This window comes from Teichococcus wenyumeiae (genome assembly GCF_003696345.1).
GTDB lineage: Bacteria > Pseudomonadota > Alphaproteobacteria > Acetobacterales > Acetobacteraceae > Pseudoroseomonas > Pseudoroseomonas wenyumeiae.
The window spans coordinates 44,467-59,691 of the sequence record NZ_RFLX01000023.1; the positions used below are offsets into that span (position 1 = coordinate 44,467).

At 64.6% G+C, this 15,225-nt stretch carries 9 protein-coding genes and 2 tRNA genes; 6 read left to right on the plus strand and 5 right to left on the minus strand.

What is annotated here, in order from left to right:
• Positions 1–1,056: a lipid A deacylase LpxR family protein gene (locus EBE87_RS21545; RefSeq protein ID WP_120639292.1), complete on the minus strand. Its 1,056-nt coding sequence runs from the start codon at positions 1,054–1,056 to the stop codon at positions 1–3.
• A gap of 67 nt (positions 1,057–1,123) precedes the next feature.
• On the opposite strand from EBE87_RS21545, the gene EBE87_RS29115 reads away from it, so the two are divergent.
• The 4 genes from EBE87_RS29115 (at position 1,124) to EBE87_RS21560 (ending at position 6,782) form a co-directional block, all read left to right on the plus strand.
• Positions 1,124–1,209 (plus strand) — tRNA-Ser (locus EBE87_RS29115).
• 138 nt (positions 1,210–1,347) lie between these two features.
• Entirely contained in the window at positions 1,348–2,757 is a 1,410-nt protein-coding gene (locus EBE87_RS21550; protein ID WP_158600946.1) for a tyrosine-type recombinase/integrase, read from the plus strand.
• Positions 2,754–6,152: a hypothetical protein gene (locus EBE87_RS21555; protein WP_147426122.1), complete on the plus strand. Its 3,399-nt coding sequence runs from the start codon at positions 2,754–2,756 to the stop codon at positions 6,150–6,152. The genes EBE87_RS21550 and EBE87_RS21555 overlap by 4 nt, the downstream gene beginning before the upstream one ends.
• Before the next feature lie 3 nt (positions 6,153–6,155).
• A complete protein-coding gene (locus EBE87_RS21560) occupies positions 6,156–6,782 on the plus strand; it encodes a hypothetical protein (protein ID WP_120639295.1) in 627 nt (208 codons plus the stop codon).
• A gap of 26 nt (positions 6,783–6,808) precedes the next feature.
• Here EBE87_RS21560 and EBE87_RS21565 read toward each other — a convergent pair.
• A tRNA-Ser gene (locus EBE87_RS21565) sits at positions 6,809–6,895 on the minus strand.
• 313 nt (positions 6,896–7,208) lie between these two features.
• Between EBE87_RS21565 and EBE87_RS21570 the strand changes: the two genes are divergently transcribed.
• Complete coding sequence (locus EBE87_RS21570; protein ID WP_120639296.1) at positions 7,209–8,051, plus strand: hypothetical protein; 843 nt, start codon at positions 7,209–7,211, stop codon at positions 8,049–8,051.
• Positions 8,052–8,587: 536 nt separating this feature from the next.
• On the opposite strand, the gene tnpC is transcribed toward EBE87_RS21570, so the two are convergent.
• Genes tnpC through tnpA form a run of 3 tightly spaced genes read right to left on the minus strand, consistent with a single transcriptional unit; the run spans position 8,588 to position 10,943 of the window.
• The gene (gene tnpC, locus EBE87_RS21575) at positions 8,588–10,180 is read right to left on the minus strand and encodes an IS66 family transposase (protein WP_120639297.1); all 1,593 of its coding nucleotides are present in this window, start codon (positions 10,178–10,180) and stop codon (positions 8,588–8,590) included.
• Between the two features lie 47 nt (positions 10,181–10,227).
• Complete coding sequence (gene tnpB / locus EBE87_RS21580; RefSeq protein WP_120639298.1) at positions 10,228–10,575, minus strand: IS66 family insertion sequence element accessory protein TnpB; 348 nt, start codon at positions 10,573–10,575, stop codon at positions 10,228–10,230.
• Positions 10,572–10,943: an IS66-like element accessory protein TnpA gene (gene tnpA, locus EBE87_RS21585; RefSeq protein ID WP_120639299.1), complete on the minus strand. Its 372-nt coding sequence runs from the start codon at positions 10,941–10,943 to the stop codon at positions 10,572–10,574. Before tnpA ends, tnpB begins: the two co-directional genes overlap by 4 nt.
• 450 nt (positions 10,944–11,393) lie before the next feature.
• Here tnpA and EBE87_RS21590 point away from each other — a divergent pair, with 450 nt between their 5' ends.
• Positions 11,394–14,960, plus strand: coding sequence for a hypothetical protein (locus EBE87_RS21590; RefSeq protein ID WP_120639300.1), 3,567 nt, complete (start codon positions 11,394–11,396; stop codon positions 14,958–14,960).
• Positions 14,961–15,225: the final 265 nt, after the last annotated feature.

Here is a 15,225-nt window from a genome sequence, read left to right on the forward strand (position 1 = left end):
TCAGAAGCGGAAGGACACGCTGAGGGAGCCGAATTTCTGCCGCCCCTGCTGGCCGTAGAATTCCTCCGAACGCCAGACCTGGGTCAGCGCGACGCGCACGCCATGCCAGACGACGGCCGCGCCGACCTGGAAATCAGCCACCAGGGGACGCTTGTCCACGCTGCGGCTGTCCCGCCAGGTATTGCCGTCCAGGAAGATGTCGCGGGCAATGGCGCGCCCTTCCACCCCAGCGAAGAGATACCACTCGAAGCCACGGCGCGGCTGCACCCAGTTGGAGCCGGAGAGCGCCGGCCGGATGCGTGGCGGGCCGAAGTCGGAATCCAGCCCCTGGCCGATCCGGAAGGTGCCACCGACCCCGGCATAGGTCTGCACGTTGCCAAGGCTCAGCGTGGCGGAGGGAATGACCTCGGCATCGATGCCGCCGAAGCTGCCGAGCGGAACGCGGCGCTTCTGCTCATAAAGCAGCGTGGCGGCCGGCTCGTCCTTCAGCTGGTAGTCCCAACCCTCGGTGTTCTTGATGTTGAAGATATCGTGGTAGTTGTTCTGGACGAACTCGCCAAGCGCCGAAGGGCCGACCACGCCAAGCTGCAGTTCCACCACGCGGGAAGTCAGCTCCGTGGTGCGGCTGAGGCTGACGGCACCGTAGAGATAGCCCGCGTAGGGGCGGTCGCTGGGATCGGGATTGCGCCGGTAGGTATCCTCCGGCGTGTAGATGCTCTGCCCGAAGGAGGCACCCCAGCGGAGGGTCCCCGGGCCCAGCACCCATTCCAGCCGGTCGTTGACCCAGGCCAGCGGCGACGGCAGATCCGCCGAAGGCGAGCGCCAGGAGAACTGGAAGCCATTGGTGTAGTAGCGGTCGGTCCCGCCGCCGAAGAGGTCGTTCTCAACCGAGAAGGTGAAGGTGCCATAAGGATCGGGCGGCGGCGCCTGATCCGGGGCGATCGAGGGCGCGGCCGCGACGTTGTCGGCGGGCACCCTCGCGCCCTGGGCCATGGCGCCCAGGGGAACGCTCACGACGAGAATGGCCGACAATAGGGTCGTGACTTTAGCGTGCATGCACTTTCCTTCTGGCCGCAGTGGCGTTACGCACAAGTTGCCGCTTTGGTTCCGGCAAAATGGATGGGTGGCCGAGTGGTTTAAGGCAGCGGTCTTGAAAACCGCCGTAGGGGTAACTCTACCGTGGGTTCTTATCTGAACCGTTCACCCGGTGCACATAGGCCGCACTGTCAAAACGGACTAAAATCTCTGCAGAATGGGGGATTGGCGGTAAATTAGTCCGCCTCGCCTGTGTGGAACATGTGCACCTTCGAAAGGCATCCTACGGGGTCTTATAGAAGGGCGGCGGCGATGAAAAACTTCACGAAGCGGGCCTACGAAATCGGCGGAACCGCCGTGTTCCAACTGATCGATGACCACGGCAGTCTGGTGACCACATTTGATCATTTCGCTCGTCAGATGGTTAGGCGAGGACGGGCGGTCGCGACGGTCAAGCGGTACCTTGAGGTCGTTGCAAACTTCCTGGACTACCTCGCCGAGGCGGGGGCGTTCGGCCAGGCCGTGCCGTCGGAGCGCTTGGTCGCCGTAGTCGAGGACTACTTCCGAGTCCGGCAGCGGGCCTCGGAGATCCGCGCTGCTAAGCCGGGTTCCCAGGACCCCATGGTGAGGGAATATCGGGCGATCGCGGAGGCGCTCGACCTGCATTCGGTGGACGTCAACCCGAACATGGTGGCGGCCGTCAACCTGTTCATCGCCCTCTCCGAGCTGCACGCCCAGACCGAGGCCGAACGAGCGCAGGCGCTGGGGCCAAGGACAGTGCTGGACGCGAGCGGCCCACTGCTGAAGGTGCTCACGACCACACGGGGGAAGGCAAGCCGGGAGCGGCGGGGGCGAAAGAGTGGCTCAAAGCTTGCAAACGTTATCCGTCCCGGCGCCCTCCCGACGGACAGGTCGCAGACAGTCGCCTTCTCCGTGAAGAAGGGAGTGGATGCCGACCAGCGGCTCGACTTCCCGCTTGCCTACCTCGCTCCCCTTTTCGATGCGGCCACGAGCCACCGCGACCGGGCACTCTGGACGCTGCTGGCCGGGGGGGGGCTCCGCACCTCAGAGGCAATGGCGCTGGTATGGGAGGGCGTCGACGTCGCGAAGCGCACCGTCCACGTGTTTGACCCCAACGGCCGCAGGACGCCGAAGCCGGAGCAGAAGCAGGCCTTCCGGCGCTGGAAAGGGCGCCTCTTCAGCGAGACCTATATCTTTGAGCCTCTCAAGACCGCCTTCTTCGACAGCCTAGCGCTCTATCTCAGAGACGAATATGTGCCCGGTGTGGATCACGACCACGTGTTCCAGGACATCCGCCAGTGTGCCGCCAGAGGGAGACCGATGGCTGACTTCTCGGACACAGCGCGGGATGCCGCATTTAAGCGTGCGGTCAGGAGGGCAGAGGTACCACCGCCGGAGCATGGAGCCTGGGGGCTGCATTCCCTGCGACACACCTATGGTGTGTACTTGACCAACTACCTGCCGATCGACGGAGGCTATGGGCTGGACCTGCGCGAGGTGCAGCGCTTGATGGGGCATTCGGATCCCGCAACTACGGAGATCTATGCCCGGAGAGACGGCCTCGTGCTCGAGGCGAAGCTGGCCTTCGCGGACACCCACGTTTTCGGTGGGGGAACCGACGTGTCGTCACTGCCCTCCTTTGTCGTCAGGAGACTACGAGCCGAGGCGAACCGCCTCGAGGCGGCGGCGGGCGTCCAATGACCGACGTCGAAAGTGGGCAAACTGGGGGCAGGTCCGACTCTGGCCCGGTGAATGACAAGGGAAATGCCGGAGAAGGCGTCTACCTCAACCGGACAGCCTCACCGGTATTCCTGAAGGCCGGAACCGGGGCGGCTGTTCGAAAATCTCTCAGGGCGCTTGAGGCCGACTACGTGTCGGGGGGAGTCGACCAGGGTCACTCCTCCAGAACGCTGCGCGAAAAGGCCAAGGCCATGGACATCATGCGCCTTGACAACCTACACCCAACCACGGACCTGACTGACTACGCGAGGCTGCTCTGCGAGATCGCGATTCTTCCCGCGAGCGCTACCTCGGGCGATCTGATGGGGAGGCTCTACGCGACCACTAGCTTTGGAGGGCGGGTTCCGGCGTCGGGTTGGAACCACATCCGACGGAACGCGCGTTGGATGCTTCTCCACCTCTGGGCCGAGAAGGAGGTTCTCCTCCCGATCACCTTTTCCTTCAAAGGATCGCTGACGAGGGAGGAACAGGCGAAGATCGCACCCTCTCTCCTTAGGTTCTGCCTCGACTACCAGAACGACGGCGGGACTGAGACGGAGCACTGGCGCATCCGCAACCACACGACACGATGGCTCCTAGCCACGAGCTGGTATGCGCCCAGGGACGTCGATGTCAGGCAGGCGATCGGCATCGCCAGATTTCTAAACGACTGCAAGAACGGGAAGATAGACTTTCCCGCGCCATCGATCCTGACCAGCGTCCGCTTCCTGCTGTCCATTCTCCTGGATCAGATCCCGGACGAGGTAAGATACGACAGGGAAGCCCTTTCCGCCTATGACCGTATCATGGCCTACCGTCTGCCAGAAGCCGCCGAAGAGGCCCTCCTCGAGACGATAGTCGATGATAGGGCCGTGCTCCGGCGCAAGAAGCAAAATGCTACCCGTCGCAAGAGGTACTGGGAAGTGCGGGGCTTCACGGGGCGGGTAGGTGTCCCGGCATGCAGGGCGGCACGCACCGAGGTCCATGACGGAGATGCGAATGTGGAGCCGGAGGACGTCGAAAACCGGGAAAAAGGTTCGATGCTCCTGATCTTTGAGCGCAAGTACAAGCGCGTAGGCTGGTTCCCGGACACCTCCGAGTTGAGCTTCCTGTCCACAAGCCTCCCCGAGGAAGCGAGAGGGATGTGGAGCAGACTTTTTGACTCATTCTTAGCGTGGAGATCCAAGCGTGGGCTAGAGGATGGGACAGTACCACGAAATGCACTCCGCGTGCTGGCCGACTACCTGGCTGTCTGCCTTCCCGTCTCGATGGACTCAGCATCTGTCATCATGGCCGTACCCGCACGGCCCGGCGACTTCACGCGCTTCCCGTTCATCGACGATGCGGCCGAGGATATCCTAGGAGGTGCGACCCTTCTCAACTACGTCGCCAAGCGCTTCACCATCGGCAGTGCCTACAGCCACTTGAATCAGATCCGTCTCTTCTTCGAGTTCATCGGTCTCAGCTACCAGGATAATGCCGAAGTCACGGGCGAAAGCTTCAGAAATCCGATCTCTAAGGACTTCGACCTCCCTAAGACATCCCGTATCAGCGCCTGGACGAACAAGCGGCCGCTTGGCAAGCATGTCGTGCCCCATCTCCTGAAATGGCTGTATGCCGTAGAGGCATTCGGGATGATGACGAGGGCGAAAGGTGGCCAGGTTCCGAACGGAGGGAAGACGCCGATTAGCGACGACAGCGACGTATCGACCTACCGTCATCTCGGCGAGACCTTTCGGGTCGACGAGATCCCCAACAGGCTGCTCTTGCCCCAGCCCGGCAGGAACGAACCGTCGCTAACCCAAATCCGGATGATTATCGTCGCTCTGGAGACCGGCCTCCGCTTCCAGAGCATCCAGTGGCTGTCGCGGGAGACCTTCGACGGGGGAAATGCACCGCGGGAAAAGCGAGAGTTCTATAGCCTGCGCGTAAACACGGACAAGTCGAACGACGGCTTCACGACGGTCGTGCTGCCCAGGGTCCGGGACGTCCTCCTCCGGGAATCAGCCGACCAAGAATCCCTGATGGTCGAGGACGTGCGCGTGCCCTACGCGGGCCGTGAGAACTCGCGGTTCGCTCCTCTGCTGCCCCTGTTCAGGAACGTCTCGAACGGCCAACCCTACAGCGACAAGGCCTACAGCGAACTGTGGCTGCATGCCATGCGTGCCTTCCAGATCCACTACAACCGCCTCGGGCTGGGACTCTCCTGTCTCGTGGACGTGGGGAAGCCCCCGACCGTGAAGGTGAGACGGACAGTCGAAGGATACCACTACTGCAGGCTGCACTACATGGCGATACACACGCCGCATTCATGCCGGTCTACCTTCATCACCCGTCGTACACCCTTCATGACGCTCGACGACGTGGCGACCATCGTCGGCCAGGCCGACGGCAACGTGGCGAGCCACTACGACTACCCCGACCCGGATTCGCTTGGCGAAAGGCTCCTCCATGCCGATGCCCAGGTCCTCGGCGAGATGAAAGCGCAGGCCGCGATCTCCTCCGGACCGGCCCTCATCAAGGCCAAGGAGCAGAATTCCGCGCTTGTCAGGAGCTTCCGGAAGGATCGGGAAAAGACGATCAGGACCTTCGGGATAATGGCCCTCACTCCGGCGATGGAACCTGACGAAGCCGACCCGATCGCTCTCGATCTCCTACGCTCGTCACCGATGGCCAGCATCGTGTTCCGCGAGACGCACATCTGTCCCGTGGGGGAATACTGCCCGGCGGAGATCGTAGCGCAGATCGGAGGTAATCGTCGCTGTGGGACCTGTCCGCTGGCTTGCAAGAGCATCGACCACCTCCCGGCCATCGCAGCGAAGCGGAGAGAGCTCAAGGAACGCCTGCTGGCAAGCCAGGAAGCCTATGGGCGGATGGCCGCCCGCGGAAGCGAGGGGAGCGAGTTGGGGGAGATCTACGACGCCATCGAGGCCGACCTGCAGGAACTCCTCGGCTGGAGCCTAGCGGAGGAGATCCTGTCGGACATGCGCCGTGACATCGCGGCTTCGGGGGAGGCGATCCATGCCGCCAGTCCGGAAATCATCCGGAGGCACCTGCTCCGGGTCACCAGACCGTCGTCGGACCGGGAGTTCCTCCTACGACGGGTGGTGGAGTCGAACGCCTATCCGACACTCGAGACCGACCGCTTGCGGTTCCAGGTCATGCAGATCAAGTCGGAAATCCTGGCCGGACTGGGAGACGTGGCGAGCCTAATGCCGGAGGGCGCAGGAGATCCTGTCGCCGAGTTCGCGGGGTTCATCAAGACAGTCCTCAAGGCGAGGAACATCTCGATCGAGCAGCTTGCCGACGCCGTTCGTAACCCGGCCAGCATAGCTGAGTCGCGTCCGCTGCTTCTCCTCCCGCCATCGGAAGCCTGAGCGATGCCCGCCCGTAAAGGGACCTACAACGCCCGCGCCTTCCACAAGGAAGGCCGGGAGGCGACCCTGGCCGTCATCGATGGCGTCCTGGGAGGCATCCGACCCGGGACCGTGTTCCGCAACGTTAGTAACCTCGCCGAGTACGTGGCCGAACGGTGCGGCACGTCGGCAGGGAACCTTCGGCGGAACCCGGCCTACCGCGCCCGTCTTGAGACACACGTTGCATCCCAGAAGGGTGCTGTCGGCCTGGTAGCCGACAGCACGCAGGAGATGGCGACCCTCAAGGCCAAGCTCCTGTCAGCCCGTCTCGAGTTGTCGAACGCACGGGCGGACAAGAGGCGCCTGGAACTCTACATCCAGCAGAACGTCAAATCGGGAAATGAGGCCCGCCTTGACGGGGCCGCCGCCAAGACAAGGAACGCCGCGTCAGCACCCGACTTCTACGAGGCGTTCGTCTGCACGGCGACGGCGCTCGTTAGGGTTTTGGAGAACGCACGCGTCTTCGAAGTGGACGTCGCACGAGGGTTGATTATTAATCGAGCTGAGCGGCCAGGTAGCCTACCAGTAGTGGGCAGCAACCTTACAAAGGCTTTTATCGCCTGGTATATTCAACAGCTAAAAGACAAATGAATTGAAAATATAGAATAAATCAAATTCGGGTGGAATGGGATTCGAACCCATGGTGGACTTGCACCCACGGCGGTTTTCAAGACCGCTGCCTTAAACCACTCGGCCATCCACCCTCATGATAAGTATCTTAGCCTATAACAGGCATCTTGTTCAACCCGGTCGGCATGGCCACCGGCGAGACCGCTGGCACGATGTTTGAGCAGATGTCCGGGGATCCAAATTAGGGCAACGCGTTGCTGGTCCCGCAGGCGGCTCAGAAAATCCGCAATGCGGCGAGACTAATCCGGATCCAGTTCGCGGCCACCCTTGCCAGAGCCGCGCCGTGTGCTGTCCTCTGCACAAGAAACGATGGGTGTATAGATGCCGACTGCCCTAGATCTCCTTCTGGAGAACAAATCCCCAACGCACCGCAAAGCGCGTGAGGCCATGCTGCCCTTGGTGCGGCATGCCCTTGTTGGTAGCACCATCACCTACCTCGGTCTGAAGAAGATCGTTGAGCCGGATATCAGCAATTCCTGGGCCCTCCACTATAACCACGTCGCCGGGAGGGTCGGCGACATCTGCGAGGCGCTCGGCAAGGAGATGGGCGAGACGATCCCTCCCCTAAACGCGATTGTTGTGAACGGTCAGACCAAACTACCCAGCTACGGGGTCGACCACTACCTAGCTCGCTTCCTTGGCTTCAGCGGCCCCGAAATTGGGCGGCTCAGCCAGGAGGAGCGCGACGCCTACGCTCGCCAGGCCATCCATTCCGTCTTTGACTACAACGGGTGGCCAGAGGTGTGCAGGCGACTCCGGCTACGGGTGCCGATCGCTGGGCGCAAGCGTGTACCAGGCCCAGGCTCCCGGCTTCCGGATCCCCGGGGGTTTTCTACTGGCCGGGAGAGTGCCGCCCACAAGGACCTCAAAATTTGGGCGGCGTCCAATCCCGAGTTCTTCGCCGACTATGGCACCTTCGGGATCGGCGAGACTGAGGTTACCCTTTCGTCGGGCGACCGTCTCGATGCCTACTTCGAGGGCGGCGCGTCGCGCCTCGCTGTCGAGGTCAAGTCCGTCCGGTCGCCGCACGACGAGATCGAGCGCGGTGTATTTCAGTGCGTGAAGTACCGCTCAGTCCTCAGGGCCATGCAGAGCGTCCTTGGGCATGCTCCGAACGCGCAGGCAGTATTAGTCCTGGATGGCCCACCCCCTGCAGGGGTTTCCGGACTTGCGGCTACACTGACCGTAAACGTGTTCGATGTCAGCGACTCGTTTCGAGCGGGCGGCTGAGCCGCGCGGCCCCACCGCATATCGCGCGGCCAGTCACTCGTAACGAAGCTGCTGGGTCGAGTCTTCCCTGAAGGATTCCGTGGTCCTTGACTGCAGAGGGGAGAGAAGGCCGAGTGGCTAGGGATTGCCCCTGCATGCCCTCAGGGCCCCAGACCTCCCGCTGCCCACTTGTTGCAGAGGTTCGCTGACGGTCTATCCGACCCCGTCCAATGGCAGGATTGCCCAATGAGCTTTTCGGATCAGATTCCCTTCGTTCCCCCGAACCTGATCGAGAATCCCGAACCGAGGTGTCCCTGCCTCTTGCTCCTTGACACTTCGGGATCCATGAACGGCAGGCCGATCACCGCCCTGAATGATGGCTGTTGATTGCCACTGAGAGCCGGGATCTCCCGCACTTTCCGTGCTGCGCCTAGGGCAAACTTATCTGCAAGTGCTTGGAGCGGCTCAGAAAACCCCCAACTCAATCCGCATCAACCGCTCAACTTCCGAAAACGGCCACCATTTGGTACCCATCCGGTGATGGCCGCGGTTGACGCTTAAGCGGCGGCGGTTGCAGGCGTTTGAGCACGCTGCCAGTTCCACGGCAGAAGTTCGTCGAGCCTGGAGGCGGGGTGATCGGCGATGCGGGCGAGCACATCGGCGAGCCAAGCGCGGGGATCGACGTCGTTCAGCTTCGCGGTGGTGATCAGCGCGTAGATCATCGCGGCCCGTTCGCCGCCACGGTCACTGCCTGCGAACAGCCATGCTTTCCTGCCGAGGGCCACGCCACGGAGTGCGCGTTCGGCGGCGTTGTTCGTCAAACAAACCCGGCCGTCGCTGAGAAACTGGGTGAATGCAGGCCAGCGCTTGAGAGCATAGTCCAGCGCCTTGGCCAGGTCGTTGTGGCGCGACAGCTTTCCCCTGCTCTCCAGCATCCAGGCATGGAGATCGGCAACGAGTGGGGCCACGACGCTCTGCCGGTGCTGCAGGCGATCGGCCGCCGGGCGCCGGTTCACCGCCCGCTCGGCCTCGAACACCCGGTCGATGCGGCGCACGGCCTCGGCCGCCAGCGGCGCGCGGGCGACTTCCGCCAGCTCGAACACCTTGCGCCGGAAATGCGCCCAGCACGCCGCCTCCGTCACCGGCGCGGGCTTACGGCTGACCAGATAGAGGTCGCCGAACCCGGCATAGGCGTCGGCCTGCAGGATCCCGCTGTAGGCGGCCAGGTGTCGCTTGGGGTGCTCGGCGGTGCGGTCGCGTGAGAAGTAGAACACGGCGGCCGGTGGCGCTGGTCCGGCAAAGGGCTGGTCGTCCCGCACATAGGCCCAGAGGCGGGCGGTGACCGTCTTGCCGCGCGCGAGCAGCGGTACCGTGGTGTCGTCTCCGTGCAGGCGCTCCGCCGCCAGGACATGCGCCTCGATGAGCGCGTGGAGTGGCGAGAGAACCGCCGCCGCGGTGCCGACCCAGTCCGCCAGGGTGGAGACGCTCAGTTCCACGCCCTCGCGGGCATAGCTCTCGCTCTGGCGGTTCAGCGGCAGGTGCTGGCCGAACTTGGCCTCCAGGATCATCGCCAGCAGGTTCGGTCCGGCCCGGCCGCGGGCGATCGGATGGAACGGCGCGGGCGGCTGGGTGATCACCTCGCACTGACGGCAAGAGTACTTCTCCCGCACCGTCTGGATGACCTTCCACGAGCGCGGGATCACCTCCAGGGTTTCCGTGACGTCCTCGCCCAGCTTGGACAGCTTGCCGCCGCAGCAGGGACAGGCCGCGGGTGACGGGAGCACCACCCGCTCGCGCGGCAGGTGGGCAGGCAGAGGGCCGCGGGAGGGCCTGCGCGGCGGTGCGCCGGGCCGGGTTCCAGCCTGGTTCTCCGCCCGCGCCGCGTCCTCGGCCGCCGTGGCGACCAACTCGCCGAGTTCCAGTTCCAGCTGGTCCAGCAGCTTACGGCCGCGCTCGGAGGAGGCGCCGAACTTGTCGTGCCGCAGTTTGGCGATCACCAGCTTGAGGTGCGCGATCATCGCCTCCGCGCCAACCGCCCTGGCCTCGGCACCGGTGGCACGGGCCTCGGCCGCGAGGCGCGCCTCCCGCTCGGCTGCCAGTGCCGCGCGCAGGGCCTCAACGTCATCAGGGTCAGCCGCGGCGGGCGTCATACCAGAAGTGAATCAGGGACAGCCGCGCTTTGCCAGCACAATCGGCTTCAGCCCGCAGCCAGCGGCCTGTAGGTGCGCTGTGGGTTCCGCCAATCGATGCCTTCCAGCATGTAGGCCAGTTGCGAGCCGGAAATGGACACCACGCCATCAGCGGGTGAAGGCCAGATAAAGCGTCCTCTCTCCAGCCTCTTGGCGTAGAGCGACATCCCAAGCCCGTCGTGCCAGAGAATCTTCACCAGGTCACCGCGGCGGCCACGAAACACGTACAGATCGCCCGCGTGCGGATCGCGCCCAAGCGCCTCCTGCACCTGCAGGGCCAGGCCGTTCATGCCGCGGCGCATGTCGGTATGACCTGCCGCCAACCACACCCGCATGCCGGAGGGGACGGGGATCACCGGCGCAGCGCCGCCAGCACGCGCCGCAGGGCAGCCGCATCCACATCGGCACCGACCCGCACACAGGTGCCGTCCGGCAGCACGATCTCGATCCGTGGATCGGTCCTGGCAACTGCAGGCGCCGCGAGTTCCGGCGGCACCGGATCGCTCACCTGCACCGGCAGGAACACCGGCCCGGCCATGTCACCTACTGCCAGTCGCCCCTGCCGCAACTGTCGCCGCCAGTACCACAGCAAGCCGCGGCTGATGTCGTGCCGCCGAGCCACCTCCGACACACGTGCCCCTGGCTGCTCCGCCTCGGCCAGCACGCGCAACTTGTCCTCGTCGCGCCAGCGTCGTCGCCGCTCCACACCGGTGATGATCTCCATCCCGTCCCGTCCTTAGCGTCGCCCTTACGAGCGTCACTAAGGTCAGCGACCATCAACCCTCACAAGGCGGCCGTCACCGGATGAGTACACCATTTGCCGAGTTCCCGTCCGTAATCAGTGGTTTGCGCCGCCTTTTCCGGATCTGCGAGCACGGAAAGTGCGGGAGATCCCAGGTCTCAGTGGCAATCAACAGTCGAGGTTCGGCAACGGGCCAGCCCTGCCCCCCTTTGGTCGTCGCGAGGCTCCCATGCCCGAAGGTGTGGCCAGCGAAGACCGCTGCGACGGCGGTCGGTCGCGAGGACAGCCAGGGTCAGACGGAGCAACCCCCGTTTCAACCGCCGCCAGCGGTCCCGCCCCCCCATGGACATTCGGCCTCATCCCCCCTGAGACATCGTCGCGACCGCAGGCGTGCCCCCCCTCGGTACCGGACTCGCGGATGGTCCATGAGAGGTGACCGAGGCAGACCCGGTGGTTATTGTCCCGGTGATGAGCCGCTTCGCGAGCCTGCAGTACACGCCCTTCGAGACCCGTCGAACCCTTCGGCGAAGGCTGCGCCGGTTCCTGCCCGGACGGGAGAGCTTGGCTCCGCTACCAGGGCAGGGAATGCTGCCCGACGTTGCCATGCTGCAACTGCTCCGATCTGTGGGCATCGCGTCGAACGACCGCGAGGTGGTGGCGAGGGAGATCTACGAGAACGCGGCGGAGGACGCCCCGACCCAGCCTTCGTTCGACGACCTGCTCCGCCAGGGATGGATCCGTACCTTCCTGGGTCGGATCGTGGTGTCGAGGGACATCCGGCTGACCGTCAGGAGATCAGAGGCGACGTTGCCCGCCCTGGCCTGTCTCGTCCACAGACTCTACGACGTCGTCGTGGACGTCGAAAAGGCTCTGGCGATTGAGGGAGGGGTGGGAGGTGCCGCATCCCGGGTCGCCGCGGGAGAGGTCGAGCTACGGGAGATCGGCTGTCGCAGTCCCGCGTGGGTGGCCGCTCGGCTGTGGGAGGCGCGGCCGACCGACATGACGGTCGCGCAGGCGCTGGAATGGTGGCTGGACCGGTGGGACGTACTCGGGCGCCCCAACTTCGCCCTGCGAGACGCCTGGGAGGAGGCGGTCGCCGACGAGTTCCGATCGAACCTGTTCGCCCTACTGCAGAACGAGGGGGCGCTGTGCGACTGGGCGGACATCCGCGAACAGCTTGCCAAAGAGTACTCCCTGGCCCACGGCACGCCACCTGCCGAGGCCCTCGTCGCCTTGCCAATCCCGCCCGATACCATGGTCGGCCGCGCCGGGTGGTGCGACAATCATACCGTCGAGCAGATGTCATCCGGTCGAATGGAAGCCTTCGACCAGGGCTGGGGTGTCCTCCGTCTGCTGCTGATAGATGCCGAGGCGCGGGACCACGGACCGCCCTCCCATCCCTCGACACCGGATCTCCTCGACTTCGCGGCACGGAAGCCAGACCTCCTCGAGGTCGTCATCTTCGAGGCCAAGTACCGACCGGCGCTCGTGGCCGACCTGCTCGTGCATCCGCCGATGGCAGCGCTGGGATGCCGGATCATTGCGAACTTTGAGGCTTCGCATGGCACCTCCGACCGTGACCTCGAGGACGCGGACCACGGCGCTCTCCGGGCAAAGGCGTTCGAGGACGGGCTGGCGCTTCTGGTACACGGCCTCGCTACGGGTGCGACGCCCGCCGACGAGGCAGCGGCGCTTCTGATCCATGTCTACAGGGACAGGTATCCACGCCGCCCTTCGGACCGCGAGGCATCGCTCTCCCGCCCGACGCTCCTGGCGGTGGCCGGACTACCGAAGGAAAAGGCCCTCGAGGTTGCGCGCTGCCTGATCCACTCCCTGGATGCATCCGGACCGGACGCCCCTGCCTTCGTCGCGACGCTGGAGCTGGTGGCGACCGCCGATCTGGCAGCAGACGTGGACGGCGACACGATCCTGAGCAACTACGTAGCCGCGGTGCGTCGTCGCGACACCCGCCTCTCCGCCGACCGGCTCTCAACGGAAGCAGCTGCAGTCCTCGTTTCCCTGGGACGGAGGTCGCAGGTCTGGAAGGTTCAGGACGTCCTCCTCCCCCTGGACGTCCGCCAGGCATCGGCGGAACTGCCATCGGAGGAGACGCTCCTGGCGAAGGACGGTATCGCCCATGCGATCCGCGCCGTGATCCGGGTGCTCGCTGGCGCGATCAGGGCGGCCGGGCGCGGCGTCTCGGAAGATATCGTCCTCGCCCTGGCGGAGGCGATTCGTTCCGGCTCGAGGGACGATGTCGCGGAGGGCCGCATCGATGCCTTCGCACCGGTCTCGAGCACCCTCGGATACGGGCATCGACCCCGCCCGATCGCGACCGACGTCGCGAGAGCCTTGGCTGCCCTGGGAGAAGATCGACGGCAGCCGCTCCGCAACGCGTTCGCGGAGGTCGCGGAACCTGCCTTCCTCGCCGAGCTGCTTTCTCTCGTCCCGGCTTCCGAGCGCGGCCTGCTCGTGAGGCGTCTGGATGAACTCGACCCCTCCCGCTCTCCCGAGGTCTATACGCTCACCGCAGTGCAGCAGCGCATCGAAGCCCTCCTGCGTGCCGGACTCCCCGGACCCGCCCAGGCTTTCCTCGACCAGGAACGCGAGGTCCGCACACTAGGCCCTGTCCCGGGGCGCGCGCGTATCCGGTTCACCTTCGAACTCTGGTCTAGCTTGCTCCGCAAGGAATGGACCACGATCTACCAAGCGAAGGTACCGGAAGACATCACGGAGGAGGAGCGACGCGCCTGTAGGGAGACGCTCGAATTCTACCGAGGCCTCGCACAGATCCAGGCCCCGGACGCGATAGCGGGATCCGCAGCCGCCACGTTCGAAGATCTGAGACGACGCCATCCTCAGGTCTCGTCCTATGTGCTCAACCTCTTTGCGGCACGCATGAGAGACTTCCTCGTCGGGGACACGATGCAGATCGTGCCGCTGGATCGGCGGGCGGAAGGTCATCGTGTCCTCCAGAGTGCCGAGACCTCCTTCCGGGCGCTCGCCACCCCTTCGGCGGCCGATCGTGAAGCGTTCGAGGCGAATGCCGGAGTTCTCCTTCTGGCCCTCGATCGACCGGAGGAAGCGGCGAAACGGTTGGCCGGACTGCCTCCGGAGCATGAACAAGGCCGCACTGCCGCTTTCCTCGCGGTCGCCCTGTCTCGTTCCGGCCTCGCAGAGCAGGCCCATGGCGTCCTGGACGAGGCCGAGCGGACAGTCGGCAGGAACGAGGCTATCGCTGCCGCGTGGGCGAACATCTCGACCGGTGCTGCTTACGCCGGTGACCCCTTCGTGTCCCGCGACCAAGATCCCACGACGAGGCTAAAAGCCGCGTTCCACGAGATCGTAGGTCTGGGCGCTGCGGAACAGGCGAAAGTGCTGAGTCTTTCGACGGAACGGGCCTTGGCACGCTTCCTGACACGGCACGTATGCGCCGCCGCTGCGGACGTCACCAGCCTCGTGTCAGCCATGGAGGAGGTCCGCGTCCGGAACGGCGAGGACGACGTGACGATGCTCCTGGGCAGGCTGCTGCAGGCTCGGCTCGAGGCGTTCGGCTGGTCGGTCCCGGACCAGAGCAAGGGTGGCTTCACCCCGAGGGGGAACCCTGGCGAGCGTGACCTCGTCATAAGAAGGGGCGGCGTCACCGTCGCGACGATCGAGGCCGTGATCGCTCGTAACTATGTCCCTCGCAGCGATCTCACGAAGCATTTTCAGAAGCTTCTCGGCTACGCCGACTGCCAGGTCTTCTTCCACGTCAGCTACGCCTGGCACCCGAATCCGGACACGATCGTGGATGCCCTGCGGGAGATCGCCCAAACCAAGGCACCCGCAGGCCACCTGTTCCAGGGAGTCGAGAAGCTGCGGCGCGACGGGGATCTTCCTCGCGGGTTCGTGGCCCGCTACCGCATTCTAGACGACGAGATTCTGGTGATCTTCCTCGTCCTCGATCTTGGGCAGCAACGGATGCGTGACGCCGTGGGCGTGAGGACGGCTCCGTAGGAGGCGCATCGCATCTCCATGACGTCGCCCGCTCTTCGGATCCATCGTACGCCGCATCCCGTCCTCGCTCGCCCCACAGCCGTCCTTGGTCACCCAGACAGCGTGGTGTTGCGGGTCAAGCCATCCCGGACGACACAATAGACCGCGAAGCGAGCGGTTCGGATCTCCGGTCCGACGAGAAGCTGTTGATTTTCGCTGAGACCTGACCCGGGAGGGGTCAGAGTTTTCGCTGAGAAATGACCCGTGTCTGTTCACCTCCTCGGCC

What these genes read in the sequence shown, in the direction of transcription:
- EBE87_RS21545 (WP_120639292.1), bottom strand. Translation starts at nt 1,056, where the DNA reads ATGCACGCTAAAGTCACGACCCTATTGTCGGCCATTCTCGTCGTGAGC.
- EBE87_RS21570 (WP_120639296.1), top strand. Translation starts at nt 7,209, where the DNA reads ATGCTGCCCTTGGTGCGGCATGCCCTTGTTGGTAGCACCATCACCTAC.
- EBE87_RS21555 (WP_147426122.1), top strand. Translation starts at nt 2,754, where the DNA reads ATGACCGACGTCGAAAGTGGGCAAACTGGGGGCAGGTCCGACTCTGGC.
- tnpC (WP_120639297.1), bottom strand. Translation starts at nt 10,180, where the DNA reads ATGACGCCCGCCGCGGCTGACCCTGATGACGTTGAGGCCCTGCGCGCG.
- tnpA (WP_120639299.1), bottom strand. Translation starts at nt 10,943, where the DNA reads ATGGAGATCATCACCGGTGTGGAGCGGCGACGACGCTGGCGCGACGAG.
- EBE87_RS21550 (WP_158600946.1), top strand. Translation starts at nt 1,348, where the DNA reads ATGAAAAACTTCACGAAGCGGGCCTACGAAATCGGCGGAACCGCCGTG.
- EBE87_RS21560 (WP_120639295.1), top strand. Translation starts at nt 6,156, where the DNA reads ATGCCCGCCCGTAAAGGGACCTACAACGCCCGCGCCTTCCACAAGGAA.